At 72.2% G+C, this 24657-nt stretch carries 19 protein-coding genes; 5 read left to right on the top strand and 14 right to left on the bottom strand.

The genetic code is table 11. The features are described from left to right. Window positions 1-110 precede the first annotated feature (110 nt). The 7 genes from OEIGOIKO_RS23675 to OEIGOIKO_RS23645 form a co-directional block, all read right to left on the bottom strand. Window positions 111-1082: an acyl-CoA dehydrogenase family protein gene (locus tag OEIGOIKO_RS23675; RefSeq protein ID WP_125055699.1), complete on the bottom strand. Its 972-nt coding sequence runs from the start codon at window positions 1080-1082 to the stop codon at window positions 111-113. A gap of 8 nt (window positions 1083-1090) precedes the next feature. Continuing rightward, complete coding sequence (locus tag OEIGOIKO_RS23670) at window positions 1091-2227, bottom strand: acyl-CoA dehydrogenase family protein (protein WP_125055698.1); 1137 nt, start codon at window positions 2225-2227, stop codon at window positions 1091-1093. After that, window positions 2227-3414, bottom strand: a complete 1188-nt coding sequence (locus tag OEIGOIKO_RS23665) for an amidohydrolase family protein (RefSeq protein ID WP_125055697.1) — start codon at window positions 3412-3414, stop codon at window positions 2227-2229. Before OEIGOIKO_RS23665 ends, OEIGOIKO_RS23670 begins: the two co-directional genes overlap by 1 nt. Window positions 3415-3725: 311 nt before the next feature. After that, the gene (locus tag OEIGOIKO_RS23660) at window positions 3726-4847 is read right to left on the bottom strand and encodes an IS630 family transposase (RefSeq protein WP_125051381.1); all 1122 of its coding nucleotides are present in this window, start codon (window positions 4845-4847) and stop codon (window positions 3726-3728) included. Window positions 4848-4926: 79 nt separating this feature from the next. Then, window positions 4927-7863: a protein kinase gene (locus OEIGOIKO_RS23655; protein WP_125055696.1), complete on the bottom strand. Its 2937-nt coding sequence runs from the start codon at window positions 7861-7863 to the stop codon at window positions 4927-4929. A 269-nt stretch (window positions 7864-8132) separates the two neighbouring features. Beyond that, the gene (locus tag OEIGOIKO_RS23650; RefSeq protein WP_174857205.1) at window positions 8133-10355 is read right to left on the bottom strand and encodes a serine/threonine-protein kinase; all 2223 of its coding nucleotides are present in this window, start codon (window positions 10353-10355) and stop codon (window positions 8133-8135) included. Window positions 10356-10853: 498 nt separating this feature from the next. Next, window positions 10854-12560 carry a glycerol-3-phosphate dehydrogenase/oxidase gene (locus tag OEIGOIKO_RS23645; protein ID WP_125055695.1) on the bottom strand — a complete coding sequence of 569 codons (1707 nt, stop codon included), beginning with the start codon at window positions 12558-12560 and terminating at the stop codon, window positions 10854-10856. Window positions 12561-12770: 210 nt separating this feature from the next. Between OEIGOIKO_RS23645 and OEIGOIKO_RS23640 the strand changes: the two genes are divergently transcribed. Then, a complete protein-coding gene (locus OEIGOIKO_RS23640) occupies window positions 12771-14063 on the top strand; it encodes a nucleotide sugar dehydrogenase (protein ID WP_125055694.1) in 1293 nt (430 codons plus the stop codon). 152 nt (window positions 14064-14215) lie between these two features. Then, window positions 14216-14761 carry a hypothetical protein gene (locus OEIGOIKO_RS23635; RefSeq protein WP_125055693.1) on the top strand — a complete coding sequence of 182 codons (546 nt, stop codon included), beginning with the start codon at window positions 14216-14218 and terminating at the stop codon, window positions 14759-14761. 76 nt (window positions 14762-14837) lie between these two features. Here the strand turns inward: OEIGOIKO_RS23635 and OEIGOIKO_RS23630 are convergent, their stop codons facing one another. The 5 genes from OEIGOIKO_RS23630 to OEIGOIKO_RS23610 form a co-directional block, all read right to left on the bottom strand. After that, window positions 14838-15965, bottom strand: a complete 1128-nt coding sequence (locus OEIGOIKO_RS23630; RefSeq protein ID WP_030675082.1) for a GuaB3 family IMP dehydrogenase-related protein — start codon at window positions 15963-15965, stop codon at window positions 14838-14840. A 73-nt stretch (window positions 15966-16038) separates the two neighbouring features. Beyond that, window positions 16039-16299 (bottom strand): hypothetical protein, encoded by a 261-nt coding sequence (locus OEIGOIKO_RS23625; RefSeq protein ID WP_246177499.1) that lies wholly within the window; start codon window positions 16297-16299, stop codon window positions 16039-16041. A gap of 49 nt (window positions 16300-16348) precedes the next feature. Next, window positions 16349-17851, bottom strand: coding sequence for an IMP dehydrogenase (gene guaB / locus OEIGOIKO_RS23620; protein WP_125055691.1), 1503 nt, complete (start codon window positions 17849-17851; stop codon window positions 16349-16351). A 284-nt stretch (window positions 17852-18135) separates the two neighbouring features. Continuing rightward, window positions 18136-18711: a sigma-70 family RNA polymerase sigma factor gene (locus OEIGOIKO_RS23615; protein ID WP_003984493.1), complete on the bottom strand. Its 576-nt coding sequence runs from the start codon at window positions 18709-18711 to the stop codon at window positions 18136-18138. Window positions 18712-18992: 281 nt separating this feature from the next. Then, complete coding sequence (locus tag OEIGOIKO_RS23610) at window positions 18993-19604, bottom strand: response regulator transcription factor (protein ID WP_003948568.1); 612 nt, start codon at window positions 19602-19604, stop codon at window positions 18993-18995. A gap of 388 nt (window positions 19605-19992) precedes the next feature. On the opposite strand from OEIGOIKO_RS23610, the gene OEIGOIKO_RS23605 reads away from it, so the two are divergent. Beyond that, window positions 19993-20325: a WhiB family transcriptional regulator gene (locus OEIGOIKO_RS23605; RefSeq protein ID WP_125055690.1), complete on the top strand. Its 333-nt coding sequence runs from the start codon at window positions 19993-19995 to the stop codon at window positions 20323-20325. Between the two features lie 103 nt (window positions 20326-20428). On the opposite strand, the gene OEIGOIKO_RS23600 is transcribed toward OEIGOIKO_RS23605, so the two are convergent. Beyond that, complete coding sequence (locus tag OEIGOIKO_RS23600; RefSeq protein ID WP_125046359.1) at window positions 20429-21340, bottom strand: LysR family transcriptional regulator; 912 nt, start codon at window positions 21338-21340, stop codon at window positions 20429-20431. Window positions 21341-21419: 79 nt separating this feature from the next. Between OEIGOIKO_RS23600 and OEIGOIKO_RS23595 the strand changes: the two genes are divergently transcribed. Together OEIGOIKO_RS23595 and OEIGOIKO_RS23590 are read left to right on the top strand one after the other, a co-directional pair. After that, complete coding sequence (locus OEIGOIKO_RS23595) at window positions 21420-22085, top strand: MOSC domain-containing protein (RefSeq protein WP_125055689.1); 666 nt, start codon at window positions 21420-21422, stop codon at window positions 22083-22085. Window positions 22086-22170: 85 nt separating this feature from the next. Beyond that, window positions 22171-22944, top strand: a complete 774-nt coding sequence (locus tag OEIGOIKO_RS23590) for an SDR family NAD(P)-dependent oxidoreductase (RefSeq protein WP_125055688.1) — start codon at window positions 22171-22173, stop codon at window positions 22942-22944. 137 nt (window positions 22945-23081) lie between these two features. Here OEIGOIKO_RS23590 and OEIGOIKO_RS23585 read toward each other — a convergent pair whose 3' ends face one another. Continuing rightward, window positions 23082-24650, bottom strand: a complete 1569-nt coding sequence (locus tag OEIGOIKO_RS23585) for a right-handed parallel beta-helix repeat-containing protein (RefSeq protein ID WP_125055687.1) — start codon at window positions 24648-24650, stop codon at window positions 23082-23084. Window positions 24651-24657: the final 7 nt, after the last annotated feature.

Here is a 24657-nt window from a genome sequence, read left to right as displayed (position 1 = left end):
GAGCGGGGCGCCGACTCCCCCCTGTGACGAGTTACGCCCAGGACACAACCCGATATCGACCCTCCGTGACCGCTTGTGTGTACGGAGTCCGACATTCCGCACACAAAGCGCTACACACCGACTTGGTCGGACAGCAGCGCCTCGGCGAGTGCTTCCTCCGGTTTTCCGCCGCTTTGCCACTGTTCGACTCGGAGCCACGCCCGTTTGAGGTGCAAATGGACGTCGGCCTCCCAGGTGAAGCCCATTCCGCCGTGCACCTGGAGGCAGTCCCGGGCGTTGCGCACGGCGGCCTCGTCGGCGAGCAACTTGGCTCCGACTACAGCGAGTGATCGCTCGGTGAGCGAAGCCGCATAAACGGCACTTCGCGCTATTTCCACTCGTATCAGCATCTCGGCGCACAGATGTTTCACCGCCTGGAACGATCCGATGCGTACGCCGAACTGCTCTCGGCGCCGGGCGTGTTCCACGGCCATCTCGACCGTACGGGCAGCGCTGCCCAGCTGGAGCGCCGCCGTCAGCAGGGCGGCCTCGCGGCGCAGCCGGGGCACGTCCAGAGAGCGCGGCGCGCGGCGCGGGTAGGACGTCACGCGCGCGAGCGGCGTCAGCGGATCGACCGAGCGGACGGGTTGCAGGACGGGCCAGTCCGGGGCGTTCCAGAACGCTCTGCCGTGGGCCTCCGCCCCGCCCTCCAGCAAGATCAACTCATCGCAGTCCCCAGGGTGTTCCCACAGCACCTCCCCGCCCCTCCCCGCCTCGCACAGCCCCACCATCCGCTCCCCCTCGGCCACCCCCGGCACCACCCCCGCCAGCAGTTCCCCCGCCACCAGCGGCCCCGGCAGCAGCGCCCGCCCGGCCTCCTCGAAGACCAGCACCGCGTCCGGCAGGCCGAGCCCCACCCCGCCGTCCGCCTCCGGCAGCCGCAGTGCGAAGAGCCCGGCCGCGCCCAGCTCGCGCCAGAGCGCGCGGTCGAGCGCGGGGGCCTCCACCGCCTCCCGCAGCCGGTCCCGCCCGAAGCACCGCGTCAGCAGTTCGCGGGTTCCCGCCTGCAAGGCCCGTTGATCAGCGGTGGGTCGGAGGTCCACGGCGCCCCTCACCGTCCCTTCGGCAGGCCGAGGATGCGCTCGGCGACGATGTCGCGCTGGATCTGCGACGTACCGGCGGCGATCGTGTACGAGAGGGACGACAGCCGGTCCGCCGTCCACCGCTGGTCCGCGTCGAGCGCGCCGGACGGCCCCAGCACCTCGGCGGCCGCGTCGTACAGCTCCTGGCGGGCCTGCGAGTAGCGCAGCTTGAAGACCGAGCCGCCCGCGTCCGGCACCCCGCCGGTGTCCCGGGCCGCGCCGACGTTGCGCTGGATGAGCCGCCACAGGGCCGTGAACTCGGCGTTCAGCCGGCCCAGCCGGCGGCGCAGCACCGGGTCGTCCCAGCGCCCGTTCGCCCGTGCCGCGCGGGCCAGCTCGCCGAGCGTACGGCGGCAGGCCACGACCTCGCCGACGAAGGCGGTGCCCCGCTCGAAGGAGAGCGTGACCATGGTGACCCGCCAGCCGTCGTGCTCGGCGCCGACCCGGTTGGCCACCGGCACCCGCACCCCGTCGAGGAAGACCTCCGCGAACTCGGCCGGGCCGGCGAGCGTACGCAGCGGCCGTACGGTGATCCCGGGGGCGTCCATCGGCATCGCCAGCCAGGAGATCCCCCGGTGCCGGGGCGCCTCCGGGTCCGTACGCACCAGCAACTCGCACCAGTCCGCGATCTCCGCGTGCGAGGTCCAGAACTTCTGCCCGGTGACCACGTAGTCGTCGCCGTCCCGTACGGCGCGGGTGCGCAGGGCGGCGAGGTCGGAGCCCGCCTCCGGCTCGCTGAAGCCCTGGCACCACACCTCGTCGCCGCGCACGACGGGCGGCAGCCAGCGGGCGCGCTGCTCGTCCGTGCCCTCGGCGGCGATGGTCGGCCCGGCGTGCAGCAGCCCGACGAAGTTGGCGCCCACGTAGGGGGCACCGGCGCGTTCCGTCTCCTCCAGGAAGATCAGCCGCACGGTGGGTGAGGCGTCCCAGTGCACGGCGCCGTACCCGGCGTCGTACAGCCGCCGCTGCCAGCCGAGGTCGTAGGCGCGCCGGCCCGGCCAGTCCAACGGGTCGGGCCGGGCGGGAAGGTCCGGGAGCGTCGTGGCCAGCCATTCCCGGAGCCGGGCCCGGAACTCCTCCTCCTCGAGCGTGTACGTCAGGTCCATCAGGCGAGGTCGAGGTCGAGCATGCGGATCGCGTTGCCGCGCATCAGCTTGTACACGGTCTCCTCGTCCAGGCCCGCCACGTGGTCCAGGGCGACCTCCTTGGTGTGCGGGAAGGTCGAATCCACGTGCGGGTAGTCGGTCTCGAAGGTCGCGTTGTCCCGGCCGACCACGTCCAGTGAGGCGACACCGTGCTTGTCACGGAAGAAGCAGCAGAAGATCTGCCGGTAGTAGTACGTGGAGGGCGGCTCGGGGATCAGGTCGCGTACGCCTCCCCAGGCGCGGTGCTCCTCCCACACGTCGTCCGCGCGCTCCAGGGCGTACGGGATCCAGCCCATCTGCCCTTCGCTGTAAGCGAGTTTGAGGGTCGGGAACTTCACCAGCACCCCGCTGAAGAGGAAGTCCATCATCGACGCCATGGCGTTGTTGAAGCTCAGCGACGCCTGGACGGCGGGCGGCGCGTCCGGGGAGGCGGCCGGCATCTGCGAACTGGACCCGATGTGCATGTTGACCACCGTCCCGGTCTCCTCGCAGACCGCGAAGAACGGGTCCCAGTAGCCGGAGTGGATCGACGGCAGCCCCAGGTGGGTCGGTATCTCGCTGAACGTCACGGCCCGCACCCCGCGCGCCGCGTTCCGCCCTATCTCCGCCACGGCCAGGCCGATGTCCCACAGCGGGACGATGCACAGCGGGATCAGCCGCCCGCCGCTGTCCCCGCACCACTCCTCCACCATCCAGTCGTTGTACGCGCGCACGCACGCCAGGGCGACCTCCTTGTCCCGCGCCTCGGCGAACGTCTGGCCGCAGAACCGGGGGAAGGTCGGGAAGCACAGCGACGCCTCGACGTGGTTGAGGTCCATGTCCGCGAGGCGTGCCCTCGGGTCCCAGCAGCCGCGCCGCATCTCGGCACGGGTGATGCCCTCCAGCGTCATGTCGTCGCGGTCGAAGCCGACGGCGGCGATGTTGCGCTTGTACGGGAACTGCAGGTCCTCGTAGATCCACCAGTCGGTGGGCGGCCCGTCCGGATCCATCGTGATCGCGTACTTGCCGCCGGTGTACGTCAGCTCGCCGATGCCCGCGGTCAGCGGCTGCGGGCCCCGCGCCCGGTACTTCGCGGGCAGCCAGGTCTCGAAGAGGTGCGCGGGTTCGATGACGTGGTCGTCGACGCTGACGATGCGCGGTAGCTCCATCCGGGTCCCCTCACGCGGTTCTTCCGACCGGTGCCGACGGGCGTACGCCAGCAGTTTCCTGACGCCCCGTCAGGTACGAGGCTAGCTGGGCGCCGCGAAGCCGACAAGGAGCGCGGCGAGGCACGCATGCGCGCGGCGAGGACGTGCGGCGACGGGTACGGGTACGGCAAGGACGAATGCGTACGGGCCCCGCAAGACGCACGCGCGCGGCGGACCAGTAGGCGCGGCGGACCATTAGGACGGCCCACGCCCTGCATCCTCCGGCTGCGCCAGGCTAGTGCTGTGACCGGGAAGGTTTGCCGGGTTGGTGGTCAGGTCGCGGCAGGCGATGGTCTGCCGCCCCAGCGGACGCCTTTTTCGCTGCGGATGCGGGCGCGTTCGCGTCGTTGGGCGGCGAGGATGTCGGGGTGACGGGTGTGCTGGTTGCGCCAGCGCAGGTAGGCGTGCAGGGCTCTGGTCTGGACGGTGTGGTTTGGATGGTCGGAGTTGGCGAGGGTGAACTGCCGCAGGGGCCCGAAGTGGGCCTCGATGGGGTTGGCCCACGACGCATAGGTCGGGGTGAAGCACAGCTCGACGTTCTTGCGGGCTGCCCACCTGCGGATGCGCCAGTTCAGGTGGGCGGAGAGGTTGTCGAGGATCACGTAGACCGGGGCGCCGTCGGGGCGGGCCGCGCGGATCGACCGCAGGGCGGCCCAGGTGTGGTCGATGCCTTTGCGCTTGCGGTTGACGCCCCACAGTTTGTCGTCGCCGACCGAGTAGCAGCCGTGGAAGTAGGTGATGCCGTGGGTGCGGCGGAACGTGGCCGGCAGCCGCTCGGGCCTGCCGCGTCCGGCCCAGCAGGAGCCGGCAGTGGGGCGGATGCCCAGCGGCCCGAACTCGTCGAACGCGAACGTGCGGTCCGCGCGCTCATTGAGCGCGTACTCGATGTGTTCCAGCTTGGCGTCGAATGTCGGGTCCGGGGACTCCTTCCAGGTCTTGGTGCGCTGGAAGGAGATCCCCCGGCGGGCCAGCAGGCAGCGCAGTGTCTCCCGGCCGATCCGGACGGGCCTGGCGGCGTCGCGGCGCAGGTGATCGGCGAGTTTGCGGATCGACCAGCGGGTGAAGGGCTTGCCCAGCACAGTGGGGCGGGTGGCGGCCGTCCGGACGACGAAGTCCTCGTCGTCACCGCTCAGCAGGCGGGGACGGCCTCCCGTCCACTGAGGGTCCAGGCATGCGAGCCCGATCTCGTTGAAGCGGTGGATCACGTCACGGACGGTGTCCTCGTCCGCCTGGACCAGGTGCGCGATCACTGGGACCGTGCTGCCGCCGGCCGAGGCCAGGAGCATCATCGCCCGCCGAAATCGCACAGAGTTCGTGCTGCCCCGCCGAACGACGTGCTGGAGCTTCTGTCCTTCCTGCTCAGTCAGCCTGCGGACCTTGACCGGTAAAGCCATACCCGCCTCCCATGCCAGTCGGCGTCCTCACACCCGACTAGCACAACCGACAACCCGGCAAACCTTCCCGGTCACAGCACTAGTTGGGGCGGTAGGAACCCGTGGCCTGGTCGTAGAGGCGGTCGACCTCGCGGCGTTCGTTGTCCGGGCCGATGACCTGGAGGACGTGGTAGCGACCGTTGTGGATCATCGCGAGGTTGCGTACGTAGACCTGGCGGCCGCTGCTGTCCTGCCAGGTGAAGGTGCCCTCGGCCATCGCGGCCTTGCCGACGTCGATACGGCGCAGGCCGGAGGAGCCGGACCAGCTGGACTCCCGGTACGGGGCCAGTTCCGCCTCCTTGTCCTGCTGGTAGGCCATCGGGTCGGTGCCGTAGCGGGACGTGGTGTCGCGGCCGGGCACGATCAGCAGCTCGAAGTCGTTCCCCAGGTAACGGACCTGGCCGCGCTCGTTCTCCCCGCGGCGCTGCCAGCCCTGGTGGACGGCGACCTGGAAGCCTTCCGGGTCCTTGCGTACCGCGAAGCCTTCGGCGAGGTCGGCGGGCTCGGTCGTCTGCGGCTGCTGCTTGCGCTCGCCCTGGTCGCCGGAGCCGCCGTCAGGTGTCGAGCTCTGCGTGCCCACGGCGCCCTTGCGTTCGCGGACGCTGTCCGCGCCGCCTTCCCCCGAGCCGGCCTTCGGCATGAACAGCACCGCGACCAGGATCGTGCCCACCACCAGCAGGATCACCAACCCCACGAGAAGCAGCCCGAGGCGGCGCGGGCTGCGCCCGCCCGGGGACGAGGCGCCCTCGGTCCGCCGGAGCTGCTTGGCCGGGCGCGGCTGCTTGGGGGCGCGGGCCGGTTCGGCCGGGTGCGGGGGCGGGGCGGAGGGGTGTTGATGCCGGGGTGTCTGGTGGGGCTGAACGTTCTCGTAGGGGTGCCGGCCGTCCTGGGTGGTGGGCGCGAACGGCTGGGCGGGAGGCTGGTACTGAGGGGGTGACGCGAACGGGGACGGGTGGTGGGGGTGGGGCTGCTGCTGGGGGTGGGGCTGGGGCTGCTGCTGGGGCGTCGGCGGTATGAGGGGCTGCGGCTGCTGCTCGACGGGCGCTTCAGTGAGGCCGGGCTGGGCGTGCTGGGCGGTCTCCCGGTACGCCACGGCCGGGCGCTTGCCCTTCGGCTGCCGCGGCGGCTTGGCCGGGCGCGGCGGCCGGGACTGGCGCGCCTTCTTGTGCCGCCCCTTGCGGACGAGCTCACCCCGGCGCCGGAGGATCGGGAGCCGCCGCGAGTCGGCCGGCCCCTCCAGCGACGGTACGGTCACGACCCGGCTGCCCACCTCGGGCTCCGGCGCGGTACGGATCAGCGACCGCAGCCAGCCGCGCAGTTCCTCGAAGTCCGGACGGTCCGCCGGGTCCTGCCGCATCAGCGACTCGACGACCGGGCGCAGCGCGCCGCACTCCTCGGCGTACGACGGCGGTTCCGAGCACACCAGCTGCACCAGCTCGGCGGCGCTGTCCTCGGGGTAGGCGGAGTGCCCCTGCACGATCCGGAACAGCAGCGCGCCGACCGCCCACAGGTCGGTGGCGGGGCCGATCGGCGGCGCGAGCTGCCAGTTGGCGTGCACCGGGCCGGCCTGCTCCGGCGCCCAGCGCTCGGTGACCGGACCGACGACGTTGATCCGGGTCTGCCGTGCCCGCTCGGCGGCCAGGGCCGCACCGGGGCGCCCGTACGGAGCGGCCGGGTGCGGATGCTCAGGGCGCTCCGAAGGCTGCGGCTGCTGCGGAGACTGCGGAAGATTCGATTCCGCCGACTGCTCGGCCGAGGAAGGCCCCGCTTCCGGCGCCGGGCGCTGCACCGGCAACGGGTGCGGCACCTGGATGCCTCCGGGCCGCGCCCCCGCAACCGCCCCCGGGCCCGGAAGGCTGCCGCCGTACGTGACGCTGCCCGGCCGCGACGGGGCGGCGGGGGATGCCGGTGCGGCGGGGGATGCCGGTGAAGCGGGTGGTGCCGCAGGCGTCTGCGACACCGATGGCGCCGGTGCGGTGATGTGGTCCCGGTACGGGCTGAAGTGCGGGTCGGCGGGGTGCGCGGGGTCGGTGGCCGCCGTCGCGTTCTCGCCGGTGGCCGCGCGGGCGGCCGCCGCCCGGGTGCCCGCCTGGTAGGCGGCTATGGCACCGGCCCGGGCCCGGCGTGCGTCCGCGTCGGGCGTGCCGCCGCCCGGCCCCCTGGCCCCGGCACCGTCCCCGGCCACCGCTCCGGGAACGGCCGGCTCCGCCACCGTCCCGCCCGACGTGGAATCCTGCCCCGACGCGAAGGCCTGCCCCGGCACGGAAGCCCGACCCGACGCGGAAGCCCGCCCCGCCCCGGGGCCCTCCCCCGGAACCACCGCATGCTCCCCAGCGCCCCCTCCCGTCTCCTCCCCCGGCACCGGGTCGTACCCGCACAGCGCTTCCTCCGCCGCGCCCGCGGCCAGGCCGGTCAGGATCGCCCGCCCGTCGTCGCAGACCAGGACCGTGCGGACGGTGATGTTGCGGTGGGTCCAGCCGTGCGCGTGCAGGGCGCGCAGAGCGGTGAGGATGTCGGCGGCGACCTCCGCCGCACGGTGCGGGGTGAGGGTGCGTTCGGCGAGGAGCGCGGCGAGCGGGCGGGCGGCGACGCGTTCGCTGACGATCCACAGGCTGCCGTCCTGGGCGAAGACGTCGAAGACCTGGTCGAGCTGGGGATGGTCGGGCAGCCGGGCCGCGGCGGTCGCGGCCTCCAGGGCGCGCCGTACGGCGGGGTCCCGCGGCGTACGGTCGGCGCCGGACTCCCGGTACCCGTGGCCGTTCCCGTGGCCCTGCCCGTACCCCTGTCCGCGCCCGCCCTGGTGCCCGGTGTCCAGGAGTTCCGCGTCCACGACTTCGGGCAGCGGCACCTGGCGTACGAGGACCTCCTGCCCGCTGTACGTGTCGAAGGCGCGGGTCTCGGCGAACTCGTACTCGTCCGCCGGCGGCACCGGCAGGCGGTAGCGCTCGGCGAGCACTCTTCCCGCGTACTCGTCCACGACGCCTCCCCAGCGCGCGATTCACGCCGCCTGCCCGGCTTTGCCCGGGAGCTCCCGGTTCCACTGGTTACCCCCAGTGGTCAAAACCGGTCGCATTCCCTCCGATTGCGGCTGCGTACGGTCTTCGGGGTCTCACGATACGTGCCGGGGGCGCGGGTTGAGGAGCGCTCCGGCCAACAGTTCCCCCAGGACTTCGCTCGCGCCCTGCGGGCGTCGCCGCGCACACCTCGTCGGCCTGCGCACCTCTGCGGTACGCCGGCCGCGGTGGCTCAGTCCTTCACCTGGAAGGTCGCGAACGCGGTGTCCCGGAGCTGCCGGCACTCCGCCGCGTCCCAGGCGTCCGCCTTGCAGGTGACCATGATGGCGTAACCGTGCTGGTCGTCCGCCCGGAAACCGCGGTTGAGCACGCGGACGTCCTGGCCGCTCTGCTTGCGCGTGAACGACCAGTCGGCGACCGTCGGGTACCCCCGCCACGCGATCGGCTCGATGTCGATGCGCCGGTAGTCCTGGACGCTGCCGCGGACGGCCGGCTCCAGGCTGCGCCAGGCGGCCGCGGCGTCGCTGCCGGGCTTGGCGTTGTAGTCGATCTGGACGCGCGGGAAGCCGCCCGACGCGCTGTAGATCGCGCCGGAGTTCTGGCCGGCCGTGTCCGTCTGCTTCCAGCCGGACGGCAGCGCCACGGCGAAGTGGAAGCCGGGGTGGGACACCGTCCCGTAGCCCTGCGGCAGCGCCTTGTCCTTGCCGTCACCGCCCGGCTTGTCGCCGTTCCGGTCGCTCTGGCCGGTCCCGCCGCCCGGCTTGCCGTCCGCCGGCTCGCCGGAGGTGTCCGCGGCAGAGGCCGGGGCAGAGCCGGTCGCGCCGGTGGCCGCCTTGCCGGCGCCCGCCGCCCGGCCGCCGTCCTTCTCGTCGCCCCCGCTGAGCGCAAAGGCCAGCACCGTGCCGAGCACGGCGAGCACCACGACCACCGCGGCGATGACGAGCGTACGGCGGGGTACGACGTCGGTGACGGACGCCCGCGGCGGGCCGGCCGGGCGCGCGCCGTCGTCCGCCTTCGGCTCCGGCCTGGCGGCGGCGGCCGCGGCGGCCGCCGCCTTGCGCACCGCCTGGAGCGCGGTCCGTACCTTCTCCTTCGCGCCCTCCGACTCGAAACCCGTCCGGCCGGCCGAGCCGACCGCCGTGGGCCAGTTCTTCGGCCCGTTCGTCGAGCCGGTCTGCGTCGACTGGCCGGTGGTGCTCCGCGTGGTCGAGGTGGTCGCCGCCCTGGCTCCGGAGCCCGCGCCGGCACCTGTGCCCGCACCCGCCCCGGTACGGGAACCCGATCCGCTACGGGGCCCCGGCGCCGTACGCGCCCCGGAGTCCGTGAGCGGACCGGCGGCCGACGCCGCACGCGCACCCGCTTCCGTGCCCGCCGCCGACGCGTCCGGCCGCGACGCACCGCCGCCCGCTCCCGGCGCGCGTCTCTCGGCGTCCTTGCCGCGCTGCTTGGGCTTCCACTGCGGGCGCGGCACCGACGGCTTCGGCCGCGCCGTCTCCCGGCCCCGGTCCTTGTCCCGGCCGCGGTCCTCGGACCGCGCCGCGGGCTCCTCCGGGATGACCGGCAGGGCCATCGCCCGGGTCGCATCCGGAGCAGGCGGTTCCGGTCCGGTGTCCTCCGGCGCGCTGGCCGCGTCCAGGAGCAGCGCCCGCGCCGCCGGGGTGTCGAGCCGCGCCGCCGGGTCCTTCACCAGCAGCCCGTAGATGACCTCTTCCAGCACACCGGCGCTCTTCGGCGGCTCCAGCGGCTCGGTCATCACCGCGGTCAGCGTCGCGATCGCCGACCCCTTGTCGTACGGGGGCACGCCTTCGACACAGGCGTACAGCAGGCCGCCCAGCGACCACAGGTCCGCCGGCGGGCCGGGCTTCTGGCCGCGGGCCCGCTCGGGCGATATGTACGAGGGCGCGCCGACGAGCATGCCGGTGGAGGTCACCGAGGGGTCGCCCTCGACCTGGGCGATGCCGAAGTCGGTGAGCACGACCCGGCCGTCGTCGGACATCAGGACGTTGGAGGGCTTCACGTCGCGGTGCAGGATGCCCTCGCGGTGGGCGGCGTTCAGCACGTCGAGGACGGCGAGGCCGACCTCGGCCGCCCGGCGCGGCGTCAGCGGGCCGTCGTCGCGCACCACCTCGGCGAGCGAGCGGCCCTCGACCAGCTCCATGACGATCCACGGGCGGTCGTCCTCGTCGACCACGTCGAAGACCGTGACCGCGCCGTTGTTGCGGATCCGGGCGATCGCCTTGGCCTCCCGCAGCGTACGGGTGATCAGGCGGCGCTTCTCGTCCTCCTCGACCCCGCCAGGGAAGCGCAGTTCCTTGACCGCGACCGTACGGCCGAGCACCTCGTCCCGGGCGCGCCAGACCGTACCCATTCCGCCCCGGCCGAGGACTTCGGCGAGCCGGTACCGGCCGGCGAGCAGCCTGCCCTCCTTGCCGTCCATCTCGACCTCGTCGCCCACTGAATCCCCTCTGCAATCCAGCCGAGTTGGCATCTCGAACACTTGTCGATCACCAAACTGGCCCAACTCGGACAACCCACCCTGGCGGAGCCTTCATTCTCTCTCATCCGCGCCCGTGGGGAAGGCCAGGGTCCACGACTCGGCGCCTGTTGTGCACCCGCCATGATGGCCCGGAAGGGCGGTGTCCCCGCTGACGAGGGCATCATCGGCCTCATCTCCTCCGGCGTCCTACGCGTCTCCCGAGCCCCTTCCGTCACCCGGTCCGGCCCCGGCCTCCCTATCCTTCACGCCGGTACCGCCCCCTCCGGTTCTCCCCGCGCCGCACCCGCCCCACCCGCCGCACCTTCCTTCGCCTGCTCACCCTCGCCGGCACCGCCACCGGGTCGCCTTCGGGTCGCCTTCGGGTCGCTTGCGGTGCTCTGGACAGAGTTCTGCCGGGCGGCCCGTACACGTCGTCCGGGCCCGCCCGGCAGAACCGGCCGGCTGAGGTCCGTACCTTTACAGCGGCACGATGTCCGGCGCCCCCAGCCGCGCCGCGTCGGCGGTCAGGTCGTCCGGCTGCCGCTGCGACTCGCGCTCCGCCTCCACCCGCTTCTCGTAGTGCTGCACCTCGCGGTCGACCTGGTCCGCGTCCCAGCCCAGGACCGGCGCCATCAGCTCCGCGCACTCGCGGGCACTGCGGGTGCCCCGGTCGAAGGTCTCGATGGAGATGCGCGTACGCCGGGTGAGGACGTCGTCGAGGTGCCGGGCGCCCTCGTGGGTGCAGGCGTAGACGACCTCGGCGCGCAGGTAGTCGTCGGCGGCGGCGAGCGGCTCGCCGAGTCCCGGGTCGGCGAGGACGAGCTCGAAGACCTCGTCGGCCAGGGAGCCGTAACGGTTCAGCAGGTGCTCGACGCGCACCACGTGCAGGCCGGTGCGCGCCGCCGTGTGGGCCCGCGCGTTCCACCGCGCCTTGTAGCCCTCGGCGCCGACGAGCGGCGTGTCCTCGGTGACGCACTCGGCGACCCGCTGGTCGAGCCCGTGCACCGCCTCGTCCACCGCGTCCTTGGCCATCACCCGGTACGTCGTGTACTTGCCGCCCGCGACCACGACGACGCCCGGCACCGGGTGCGCGACCGTGTGCTCGCGCGACAGCTTGCTGGTCGCGTCCGACTCGCCGGCCAGCAGGGGGCGCAGGCCCGCGTAGACGCCCTCGACGTCGTCCCGGGTCAGCGGCGTGGCGAGCACCGAGTTCACGTGTTCCAGCAGGTAGTCGATGTCGGCGCTGGACGCCGCCGGGTGCGCCTTGTCCAGGTCCCAGTCCGTGTCGGTCGTGCCGACGATCCAGTGCCGGCCCCACGGGATGACGAAGAGCACGCTCTTCTCCGTGCGCAGGATCAGCCCGGTCGTCGAGTGGATGCGGTCCTTGGGCACGACCAGGTGGATGCCCTTGGACGCCCGTACGTGGAACTGGCCGCGTTCGCCGATCAGGGCCTGGGTGTCGTCGGTCCACACGCCGGTCGCGTTCACCACCTGGCGCGCCCGTACCTCGTACTCACCGCCCGCCTCCACGTCCTGCACCCGGGCGCCGACGACGCGTTCGCCCTCGCGGAGGAAGCCGACCACCCTGGCCCGGTTGGCGGCGTCCGCCCCGTAGGCGGCCGCGGTGCGGACGAGGTTCATCACGAAGCGGGCGTCGTCCATCTGGGCGTCGTAGTACTGCAACGCGCCGACCAGGGCGTCCTTCTTCAGGCAGGGGGCGACCCGCAGCGCGCGCTTGTGCGAGAGGTGCCGGTGGACGGGGAGGCCGCGGCCGTGCCCGGAGGAGACCGACATGCCGTCGTACAGGGCGACGCCGGAGCCCGCGTACCAGCGCTCCCACCCCTTGTGGGTGAGCGGGTAGAGGAACGGGACCGGCTTGACCAGGTGCGGCGCGAGCCGTTCCAGCAGCAGCCCGCGCTCCTTCAGGGCTTCCCGCACGAGCGCGAAGTCCAGCATCTCCAGGTACCGCAGTCCGCCGTGGATGAGCTTGCTCGACCGGCTCGACGTGCCCGAGGCCCAGTCGCGGGCCTCGACCAGTCCGGTGTCCAGGCCGCGGGTCGCCGCGTCCAGTGCCGTGCCGGCGCCGACGACTCCGCCGCCGACCACCAAAATGTCCAGCTCCCGTTCCGCCATCCGTGCGAGCGCTTCGGCACGCTGGGCCGGTCCGAGTGTCGCTGTCCTCACCGCTGCCTCCCGCTGTGGTCGGGGCCACACTCCCCGTCCGTCGATTTTGGCCGCGCCACCGGCCCGTATCCACCCTCCGGCGGGCCGGGCAACACCCCGCCGCCCCCGATCCGCCAATCCCCATTCTGGGCCAAATGTCCGCTTAGTCTATTTATGCTCTTATGCTTCACCGCCTCATCCGGAACCGCTCGGGAAGGACGGCAGCCAGCCATGCCCGCAGACCTCGCCGTCATCGGACTAGGCCATATCGGTCTCCCCCTCGCCCAGGCCGCCGCCCTCGCCGGCGTCCGCACCATCGGCTACGACCCCGGACCGCCGCCGACCGCGGCCGCGCCGGACACCGCGGCGGGCGCGCCCCCGGACGCCCGCCCGGCCACCACGGCGCACAGTCCGCTCAGCCCGGCCGAGACCCGCCGGCTGCTCGCGGCCGGCTTCCGCGTCACCGACGACCCCACCGCGCTCGGCCGGGTCCGTACGGCTGTCATCTGCGCCCCCACCCCACTCGGCACGGACGGCGCCCTCGACCTGACCGCGGTCGCCGACGCCGCCCGCGTACTGGCGGCGCAGCTGCGCCCGCACACCACGGTCGTCCTGGAGTCCACCGTCTACCCGGGCACCACCGAGGAATTCCTGCGCCCCCTCCTGGAAGAGGGCTCCGGCCTGACCGCGGGACGGGACTTCCACCTCGCCTGCTCCCCCGCCCGCCACGACCCCGGCAACCGCGCGCACCGCTACAGCACCGTCCCGAAGGTCATCGGCGGCCTGACCCCGGCCTGCACGGAGGCCGCGGCGGCGTTCTACGCCCGGCTCACCGACAAGGTCGTCCGCGCGCGCGGCCCGCGCGAGGCGGAGACGGCCAAGCTGCTGGAGACCAATTACCGGCACCTGAACATCGCGCTCATGAACGAGATGGCGGTGCTCTGCCACGACATCGGCGTCGACCTGTGGGACGTCATCCGCTGCGCCGAGACCAAACCGTTCGGGTTCCAGGCGTTCCGTCCCGGTCCCGGGGTCGGCGGACACACCGCCCCCATCGACCCCAACTACTACTCCTACAAGGGCCGTTCACTCGGCTACCCACTGCGTCTGGTCGAACTGGCACAGGAGGTCAACAGCCGGATGCCGCGCTACGTCGTACAGCGCTGCGCGACCCTGCTCAACGAGCACGGCAAGTCCGCGCGCGGCGCCCGGGTCCTGCTGCTGGGTGTCACGTACAAGCCGGACACCGGCGACGAGGAAGGCTCCCCGGCCCGCGAAGTCGCCTCCCGGCTCATGGAGTTGGGCGCGCACATCACGTACCACGACCCGTACGTCCACCAGTGGCAGGTCCGGGACCGTCCCGTCCCGCGCGCCGACGCCCTCTACGAGGCGGCCGCCGGGGCCGACCTCACCGTGCTGCTCCAGCACCACCGCACGTACGACCTCCAGGGCCTGGCGGTGAAGGCGCAGCTGCTGCTGGACACCCGGGGGGCGACGCCGGCGGGGGCCGCGTACCGGCTCTGACGCCGCGTACCGGCTCTGAGCCCGGCAGAATTCCGTAGCGGACATGTCAGACCAGTCTGTTAATTTGTGTCCGCGCATCGAACGTGTGCGCGTCCATGCCGACCGGTCCCGTGCCCAGCGCCGCGACGGTCTCCACCTCGGGGGAAATCTTCATGAGCCAGTCCGTGCCGCCCGCGCCCCAGCAGCCGCAGCAGCCCCACCAGCCGCCGCAGGGCTCGTACGGCGCTCCCGCTCCGGGCGGCTTCCCCGCTCCGGGCGGCTTCCCGGCGCCGACGGCTCCGCCGCCCGCCCGCCAGGGCAACGCCGGACTGGCCGTCGTGCTGGGTGTCGTCACCACGCTGATCGCGGCCGGTGTCTACGGCGCGGTCCTCAAGGCCGTCGACGGCGCCTCGATCGGCTACGCGGCGCTCGCCGTCGGCGCGCTGATCGGCGCCGTCGTGGGCAAGGTGGGCGGCCGCAACGCCGCGCTGCCGGTCGTCGGCGCGGTGCTCGGCCTGCTCGGGCTCTACCTCGGCCAGGTCTTCGGCATGGCCCTCATCACGTCCGAGCTCGCGCACGCCTCGCTCACCGAGACCGTCTTCGGCCACTTCGACGTGGTCCACGCGGTGTGGAAGGAGTACCTCGGCGCGATCGACGTGGTCTTCTACCTGCTGGCGGCGGCCGGCGGCTTCCAGGTCGCCAAGAAGCTGGGCGCCTGACCCTCCCGCACGACGCGAAGGGCCCGGACCGCACCTTCCGTGCGGTCCGGGCCCTTCGGCGTCCGTGGGCCGTGCCTCAGCGCTTGTCGTGCTGCGACGGCGCGACCGTCACCTCGACCCGCTGGAACTCCTTCAGCTCGGAGTAACCGGTGGTCGCCATCGCCCGGCGCAGCGCGCCGAAGAAGTTCATCGAACCGTCCGGCGTGTTCGAGGGACCGCACAGGATCTCCTCGGTGGTGCCGACCGCGCCCAGGTCCATCCGCTTGCCGCGCGGCACGTCCGGGTGCACGGCCTCCATGCCCCAGTGGTGGCCGCGGCCCGGCGCGTCGGTGGCGCGCGCCAGCGGCGAGCCCATCATCACCGCGTCCGCGCCGCAGGCGATGGCCTTGGGCAGGTCGCCGGACCAGCCCACGCCGCCGTCGGCGATGACGTGCACGTACCGGCCGCCGGACTCGTCCATGTAGTCGCGGCGGGCGGCGGCCACGTCGGCCACCGCGGTCGCCATCGGCACCTGGATGCCGAGCACGTTACGGGTGGTGTGCGCGGCGCCGCCGCCGAAGCCGACCAGCACGCCCGCCGCGCCGGTGCGCATCAGGTGCAGGGCCGCGGTGTACGTGGCGCAGCCGCCGACGATCACCGGGACGTCCAGCTCGTAGATGAACTGCTTCAGGTTCAGCGGCTCGGCGGCCGACGAGACGTGCTCGGCCGAGACGGTGGTGCCGCGGATCACGAAGATGTCCACGCCCGCGTCCACCACGGCCTTGGAGAACTCGGCCGTACGCTGCGGCGAGAGCGCGGCGGCGGTGACCACACCGGAGTCGCGCACCTCCTTGATGCGCTGCCCGATCAGCTCTTCCTTGATCGGCGCGGCGTAGATCTCCTGGAGGCGCTTGGTGGCGGCCTCGCCGTCCAGCTCCGCGATCTCCGCGAGCAGCGGCTCCGGGTCCTCGTAGCGCGTCCAGAGCCCTTCCAGGTTCAGTACGCCCAGGCCGCCCAGCTCACCGATGCGGATGGCGGTCTGCGGCGAGACGACCGAGTCCATCGGGGCCGCCAGGAACGGCAGCTCGAAACGGTAGGCATCGATCTGCCAGGCGATCGAGACCTCCTTCGGGTCGCGGGTGCGCCGACTCGGTACGACGGCGATGTCGTCGAAGGCGTACGCCCGGCGGCCGCGCTTGCCGCGCCCGATCTCGATCTCAGTCACGTGTGTGGCCCTTCCATACGATTACGTCCCCAGTATCCCCGACCGGGGACGCTGGGGACGTATCAGGGCTTGATCAGTCTTCGTTGTCGAGGAGCACCTGGGAGGTGTCCACCACGTGGACCACAACAACGATCAGCAGGCCCTCGCTGATGACGTACTCGACCGCGATGTTCTGCGTGAGCGCCAGCGACCTGGTGTTCTCGTCGCTTGAGATCGGTATTGAAATCTTCGGCCGCGGATCGTCCGCCAGCTTCCTGAGGCCCCGCTCCAGCAAAGCCCTACGGTCCTCGGGCAAACTGTCGCGGACCTGGGCCGCGCGTTCGCTGTAACTCACCGAGTACAACATCTGACCCCCTTAAACAGGCGCCTCAAGCCTACCGGCTTCAGCGCCGCGCGTAGTTCGGCGCCTCGGTCACCATCTGCACGTCGTGCGGGTGGCTCTCCTTGAGGCCCGCCGCGGTGATGCGCACGAAGCGGCCCTTGTCCTTCAGCTCCTCGATGTTCGCGGAGCCGACGTAGCCCATGGAGGCGCGCAGGCCACCGATGAGCTGGTGGGCCACCGAGCCGAGCGGGCCGCGGTAGGGGACCTGGCCCTCGATGCCCTCGGGGACCAGCTTGTCCTCGGAGAGGACGTTGTCCTGGAAGTAGCGGTCCTTGGAGAAGGAGCGCGCCTGGCCGCGGGACTGCATCGCGCCCAGCGAACCCATGCCGCGGTACGACTTGAACTGCTTGCCGTTGATGAAGACCATCTCGCCCGGCGACTCCTCGCAGCCGGCCAGCAGCGAGCCCAGCATGACCGTGTCGGCACCGGCCGCGATGGCCTTGGCGATGTCGCCGGAGAACTGCAGGCCGCCGTCGCCGATCAGCGGCACGCCCGCCGCGTTCGCGGCCTGCGCGGCCTCGTAGATCGCGGTGACCTGCGGTACGCCGACACCGGCGACCACTCGGGTGGTGCAGATCGAGCCCGGACCGACACCGACCTTGATGCCGTCCGCACCGGCGTCGATCAGCGCCTGGGCGCCGTCACGGGTGGCGACGTTGCCGCCGACCACATCGACGCGGACGTTGGACTTCACCTTGGCGATCATGTCGAGGATGCCGCGGCTGTGGCCGTGCGCGCTGTCCACGACCAGGAAGTCCGCACCGGCCTCGACCAGCGCCTGGGCGCGGTCGAACGCCTCGTCGCCGACGCCCACCGCGGCACCGACGACCAGCCGGCCCTCGGCGTCCTTGGCCGCGTTCGGGTACTTCTCGGCCTTCACGAAGTCCTTGACCGTGATCAGGCCCTTGAGGACGCCCGCGTCGTCGACCAGCGGCAGCTTCTCGATCTTGTGGCGGCGCAGCAGCTCGATGGCGTCCTCGCCGGAGATGCCGACCTTGCCGGTGACCAGCGGCATCGGGGTCATGACCTCGCGCACCTGACGGCTGCGGTCCAGCTCGAAGGCCATGTCGCGGTTGGTGACGATGCCCAGCAGCTTGCCCGCGGCGTCGGTCACCGGCACGCCGCTGATGCGGAACTTCGCACAGAGCGCGTCCGCCTCGACGAGGGTGGCGTCCGGGCGGACCGTGATCGGGTCGGTGACCATGCCGGACTCGGAGCGCTTGACCAGGTCGACCTGGTTGGCCTGGTCCTCGATGGACAGGTTGCGGTGCAGCACGCCCGCGCCGCCCTGCCGCGCCATGGCGATCGCCATCCGCGCCTCGGTGACCTTGTCCATCGCGGCGGACAGCAGCGGGATGTTGACCTTCACGTTGCGCGAGACCCGGGACGCCGTGTCGACCGCGTTCGGCAGCACCTCGGAGGCGCCGGGCAGCAGCAGCACGTCGTCATATGTCAGACCGAGCATCGCGAATTTGGCGGGCATTCCGTCGACGTTGTCAGTCATGACACCTTCCCAAATGGTCTTGCCTCAGCGCGGACACCCATGCTAACGGCCACCACAGGCGTCTCATTCCACAGCCGGTGAGGAGCGCATCACTTGTGCGTTCCTATGAATTGACCGCAGTACCGACGTACGTTCCTACGGCTGCACGTTTCTTCGACTGTACGTTCCCTTGGGGCGTTCGGCCGCCCCGGCCTCCGCCGGGGACCGGAACAGCGCTCCGGGCCGGACAGCTCTCCGCCCGGCAACGACCCCGCGCCGGAGCACGCCGCGCCCCGCCGGTCCGGCTACTGCTCGGCCAGCGCCCGCAGCCGGCTCAGCGCCCGGTGCTGCGCCACCCGCACCGCACCCGGCGACATCCCCAGCATCTGCCCGGTCTCCTCGGCCGTCAGCCCGACCGCGACCCGCAGCAGCACCAGCTCACGCTGGTTCTCCGGCAGGTTGGCCAGCAGTTTCTTGGCCCACTCGGCGTCGCTGCTGAGCAGCGCCCGCTCCTCGGGACCCAGCGAGTCGTCCGGCTGCTCGGGCATCTCGTTGGACGGCACGGCCGTGCTGCCGGGGCCGCGCATCGCGGCCCGCTGCAGGTCGGCGACCTTGTGGGCGGCGATGGCGAAGACGAACGCCTCGAAGGGCTTTCCGGTGTCCCGGTAGCGCGGCAGCGCGCAGAGCACCGCGACGCAGACCTCCTGTGCGAGGTCCTCCACGAAGTGCCGCGCGTCACCCGGCAGCCGGGACAGCCGGGTACGGCAGTAGCGCAGGGCGAGGGGATGCACATGGGCCAGCAGGTCGTGGGTGGCCCGGCGATCCCCTTCCACGGCGCGTGCGACGAGATCGCCGATCTCCTGAATCCCGTCATCGCGCATCGGTCCATGGTGCCTTGGCGCGGCGCGATCCGCGGCATCAGGTCCGTACTTGTGCACCGAAGCGTTATGCGCGGCAGGTGCGCCGGCTGTCATCTCCCGCGCCCTCCCCTCGCACCGGATCGGCCCGTCCCCGAGGAACTCCATACCTCAAGGATGCGGCACCGCGCGCCGAACCGGGACGGCGCTCCCGGAGCGGCGCCTGCGGGACCTGCTGCCACCCCGCCCGCCACGCGGCGGGCGGGGACCCTCATTCCCCCGCATCGCTGCACGTCACGGCCGTCCTAGCGGACCAGACCCCAGCGGAATCCGAGCGCGACCGCGTGGGCCCGGTCGGAGGCGCCGAGCTTCTTGAACAGCCGCCGGGCATGGGTTTTGACCGTGTCCTCGGAGAGGAACAGCTCACGTCCGATCTCCGCGTTGGAACGGCCGTGGCTCATGCCCTCCAGCACCTGGATCTCCCGCGCGGTGAGCGTCGGCGCGGCCCCCATCTCGGCCGACCGCAGCCGGCGCGGGGCGAGCCGCCAGGTGGGGTCGGCGAGCGCCTGGGTGACCGTCGCGCGCAGCTCGGCGCGGGAGGCGTCCTTGTGCAGATAGCCGCGGGCGCCGGCGGCGACCGCCAGGGCGACCCCGTCCAGATCCTCGGCGACCGTGAGCATGATGATGCGGGCCCCGGGGTCGGCGGAGAGCAGCCGGCGAACCGTCTCGACCCCGCCCAGTCCGGGCATCCGCACATCCATCAGAATCAGGTCCGAGCGATCGGCGCCCCAGCGGCGGAGGACTTCCTCGCCGTTGGCCGCCGTCGTCACACGCTCTACACCGGGCACGGTCGCGACCGCGCGGCGGAGCGCCTCTCGGGCAAGCGGGGAGTCGTCACAGACGAGGACGGATGTCATGACGGTCCTCCGCGGCTCTCACAGCTGCTGCGCGTCACCTTGAGCCTCCAGGCTGGTACGTATCGTCACCTGAGCGATCGACCGCCTCGGACATCTGCCCGAGACCTACCTCCGCCAACCGCTTCCGCCCTCTCAACGACGGTCACTCGAAAGAGTTACGGGTTGGACAGCCGCCTTCGGCACTCTACGTGAGGGCCCGGACACGCAGAAGATGCACGGCCGAGTATCGCCCTCCTTCATGGCTCTATGCCCTATTTGGTGGCTTTTCTTCCATTTTCACGGTGTCTGTGGCTAGATTCGCAATGAGTCATATTTACATCTACTTAGACAGTAGATGTACGGTCGTGAGCACCGAGCTCGAACCGGTATCGCTTCGAGGGGACTAGCAATGGCAGATTTCTCGCGCCTTCCGGGCCCGAACGCAGACCTCTGGGACTGGCAGCTGCTCGCCGCGTGCCGTGGCGTGGACAGTTCCCTCTTCTTCCATCCCGAGGGCGAACGCGGTGCCGCCCGCAGCGCGCGTGAGACATCGGCGAAAGAGGTGTGCATGCGCTGCCCGGTACGCGCCCAGTGCGCGGCGCACGCCCTCGCGGTCCGGGAGCCGTACGGGGTGTGGGGCGGGCTGACGGAGGACGAGCGCGAAGAGCTGATGGGCCGGGCGCGGCACCGGCTGGTGCCGGCGACGGCGGCGGTGGGGCGCCCCGGCGCCGGGAGCGGCTGAGAGCCCGGACTGAAGAAACGATTCTTCGGAAACTTCACCCGATCGGCGCAGTCAGGCCGGGTCCCCGCCGCGCGCCGTCCCGGTGACTGATGCCGTCCCGCCCTCAGCGGCCGACCGCTCCCGCGAGCCGCCCGAGCATCGCCTCGACCGCCGGGACCTGTGCGAGGTCCGGCAGGGTGAGCGCCACGACCTCACGCTGCACGCACGGCTCCATCGTGACCGTACGAACCCCCTTGTGCCGTACCGACTCCAGCGCCAGCTCCGGCAGCACGGCGACGCCCAGGCCCGCGCCCACCAGGCCGATCACCGCCGGGTAGTCGTCCGTCGCGAAGTCGATGCGCGGGGTGAAGCCCGCCCCCTCGCAGACCTCGACCAGGTGCCGCCGGCAGCGCGGGCAGCCCGCGATCCACGGCTCGCCGGCCAGGTCGGCGTAGCCCGCCGTCCCGGCACCGGCCAGCCGGTGCGTCTCCGGGACCAGGCCCACCAGCCGGTCGACCAGGACCGGCCGGACGACCAGGTCGTCCCACTCCGCCTCGGCGGCGGGGTCCGCGCCGCGCACCTCCGGGTACCGGAAGGCCAGCGTGATCTCGCAGTCGCCGTTGCGCAGCATCTCGACCGAGCGCGGCGGCTCGGCCTCGACCAGGGAGACGCGGGTGCCGGGGTGGTCGGCGCGCATGGCGGCCAGGGCGGTGGGCACCAGCGTCGAGCTGCCGGAAGGGAAGGAGACCAGCCGCACCCGCCCGGCCCGCAGCCCGGCGATGGCGGCGACCTCCTCCTCGGCGGCGGTCAGCCCGGCCAGGATGCCGGTGGCGTGGCGTACCAGCGCCTCGCCCGCCTGCGTCAGCCGCATCTCGCGGCCCGTACGGATCAGCAGCGGGGTGCCGGCGGACTGTTCGAGGGCCTTCATCTGCTGGCTGACGGCGGGCTGGGTGCAGCCCAGCTCACGGGCGGCGGCGGAGAAGGAACCGGTCCGGGCGACAGCGCGCAGCACTCGGAGATGACGGGCCTCGATCATGCTTCGAGCATAAGCGGACCTTGGGGCGAGCGGGAAATAATGGCTCGCGGCTTTGGCCGGATGCCAGTAGCGTGCCGCCATGAAGCTTCTGTCTGTGAACGTGGGGCGGCCGGGGCCCATGGAGTACCCCGGTGCCACGGGCAGTACGGGCATCGGGAAGCAGCCCGTCGACGGACCGGTAGCGGTCGCCGCGCCCGGTCCCAAGGGCGTCGCCGGGAGCGGTCTGGCCGGGGACGCGGTGGTCAATCTCCAGCACCACGGCGGCAACGATCAGGCGGTGTACGCCTACGCCCGCGAGGACCTGGACGTCTGGGAGAAGGAGCTGGGCCGCGCGCTGCCCGCCGGGCTGTTCGGGGAGAACCTCACCACCAGCGGCCTGGACGTGACGTACGCGCGGATCGGCGAACGCTGGCGCGTCGGCCCGCAGCTGCTGCTGGAGGTGACCTCCGCGCGCATCCCCTGCATGACCTTCCAGGGCCGGCTGGGCGAGCCGCGCTGGATCAAGCGCTTCACTCAGGCCGGGGTGCCCGGCGCGTACCTGCGGGTCCTGGAGCCGGGCGAGATCCGCGCCGGGGACCCGATCACCGTCGAGCACCGCCCGGACCACGACGTGACGATCGCCCTCGCCTTCCGCGGCATGACCACCGAACGCGAGGTGCTGCCGCGGCTCCTGGAGGCGGGCCCGGCACTCCACCCCGAGCTGCGCGAATGGGCACTCAAGTACATCCGTGCACAAGAGGCTTGAACCCGGCTGAACGGGGCGTCCGTGCCCCGGCCGACGGGCACCGGCCGGGGCGAACGGCGTGCGCGGATGCGGATAGCGTGCCCGTATGACGACTGCATTGATTACGGGAGCGACGGCGGGCATCGGCGCCGCTTTCGCCCGCCGGCTGGCGGGCGACGGCCACAACCTGGTGCTCGTGGCGCGCAACGAGAAGCGGCTGCGCGAGCAGGCCACCGAGCTGCACGACCGGCACGGCGTCGAGGTGTCCGTGCTGGTCGCGGACCTGGCGACGGAGGACGGCATCGCCGCGGTCGAGAAGCGGCTCGGCGACCGCACCCATCCGGTGGACCTGCTGGTCAACAACGCGGGCTTCGGCAACAAGGGCGAATTCCTGGACGTGCCGATGGCCGACGAGCTGAGGATGCTCAAGGTGCACTGCGAGGCGGTGCTGCGGCTGACGTCGGAGGCGCTGAAGGGGATGCGCGACCGGCGCCGGGGCGGGGTCGTCAACGTGGCCTCGGTGGCCGCGTTCGTGCCGCGCGGCACGTACGGGGCGAGCAAGGCGTGGGTCGTGCAGTTCACCCAGGGCGCCGCCCGTGACCTGGCGGGCAGCAACGTCCGGCTGATGGCGCTGTGCCCGGGGTTCGTGCGGACCGAGTTCCACGAGCGGGCCGGGATGGGGACGGACAACATCCCCGACTGGATGTGGCTGGACCCCGACAAACTGGTGGACGCCGCGATGAAGGACCTGGCGCGCGGCAAGTCGCTGTCGATCCCGGACCCGCGCTACAAGGCGCTGATGGGCGTGGCGAAGCTGGCGCCGCGCAACATGCTCGGCGGGATCACGTCGAAGACGGGACGCAAGTACGGGCCCAAGTGACGCGGTGCGGTACGGGCCGTGGGCGGTGCGCGCCATGGGCGGTACGGGCCGTGGGCGGTACGGGCCGTGGGCGATACGGGCCGTGGGCGGTGCGCGCCTTAGGTGAGACGCGCGCGGCCCGTACCGTCCCGGAGTCGTCAGTGGACGCCGGGGCCCTCGTAAGCGCCGATGGTGGGGGCTCCGGCGGGCAGCGGTGTGCCGAAGTAGTCGCGGCCGCCGTTGCTCACCACGTGCTGCCCGGCGGCGTGGGCGGGTGACCCGGCGGTGAGGCGGAAGTCGTCGCGCAGTCCGGGGTCGGCCGTGGTGCCGCCGGGGTTGGCGGGCAGGTGCGCCGGTGGCAGGCCGTGGAAGACGTTGTGGTCGAAGCGCAGGCCGGGTGTGGGGTTCTTGAGGGCGTAGCCGCCCTGCCCACGGCTGACGAAGATGTTGTTGCGGACGGTCAGCTGATGGTCGGTGGTGGTGGGCGACGGGGTGTCGTCCTGGACCAGGTAGGCCGGGATGCGGTCCGTGTTAAGGAAGCTGTTGTTGTAGATGCGGGTGTCGAGGACGGGGCCCGCGCAGTTCTGGATCAGCCGCGCGCCGTCGTTGCGGCTGACGTTGTAGCGGACGGTGGTGCCGACGGTCTTGGCGCCGCTGTACGGGCACAGCAGCAGGAAGCCGCCCTTGTTGTCGTGGCTGTTGTTGTACTGGAACACCGTGTTCCGGGAGGCGCCGTCCGCGTCGAAGGACATGCCGTCGTGTGTGTTGCCGCCGCCGGAGACCTCGTTGAACTGGACGAGGGTGTCATCGGTGTTGAACGTCCATACCCCCGCGTTGGCCGAGGGCGAGCGGAGCTGGAACCCGTCCACCCGGTTGTGCTCGACGACGGCACCCGCCGTGGTGTCCAGCTTGATGCCGTCGCCCGCCAGTGACCTGAGGGTGTTGTGGTGGACGCGGACCCGGGTGCTCGGGGTCCAGGCGCCGGGGTAGGTGTGCGGGTCCTGCTGGTTGCCGACGAGGGGGCGCCGGGACCAGGTGGACTTGAAGTACACGCCCTCCCGGTCGACGTCCTCGATACGGTTCCCGGCGATTTCCAGGCCGTCGTAGCGGCTGGGCCGCGCGGTGCCCTCAACTGCGACGTGGATGCCGCTGGACCCGGTGAGGGTCTTGGCGTCGCCGCCGCGTACGTCGTGCACGTACAGCCCGGTGACCGCGATACCGCGGGCGGTGCCGTAGTCGGTCAGCCGCAGCCGTACGCCGTTGCGTTCGCTGCCGGGGCGTGCCGCGTTGACGATTTCCAGCGCGCTGAGCCGTGTGTACCGCGTGTTGCTCAGCAGCACCGTGTCGTGGGCGCCGGCGCCGTCCAGTCGCGCACGGGCAGCGGCGCTCCCGTAGTCGGCGATGGTGAAGGGCGCGGTGGCGGAGCCCTCGCCCCTGGGGGCGAGGGTGCCGGTGCAGGTGCTGCCGCGGCGGAACAGCAGGCGGTCGCCGGGGCCGTACGGCTGGGCATTGGCCTGGGCCAGGGTGGACCAGGGGCGGGCGCGCGAGCCGTCGCCCCCGGCGGGCGCGGCGCAGTCGACGTGGAAGACGTGGCCTGCCGAAGCGGAGGGGCGGTCGGAGGCGCGCGCGCCGGGGACTGTGACGAGCGTGAGCGCGGCGGAGAGGACGAGAGTGGCGGGGAGCGCGCGTGCGGTGACGCGCGGTCCCCGGCCCGGCTCGGGTCTCATGGTCCGT

This window comes from Streptomyces paromomycinus (assembly GCF_003865155.1).
Taxonomy (GTDB): domain Bacteria; phylum Actinomycetota; class Actinomycetes; order Streptomycetales; family Streptomycetaceae; genus Streptomyces; species Streptomyces chrestomyceticus.
Note: the sequence above shows the minus strand (reverse complement) of the source record. Positions and strands in the feature narration are given on the sequence as shown.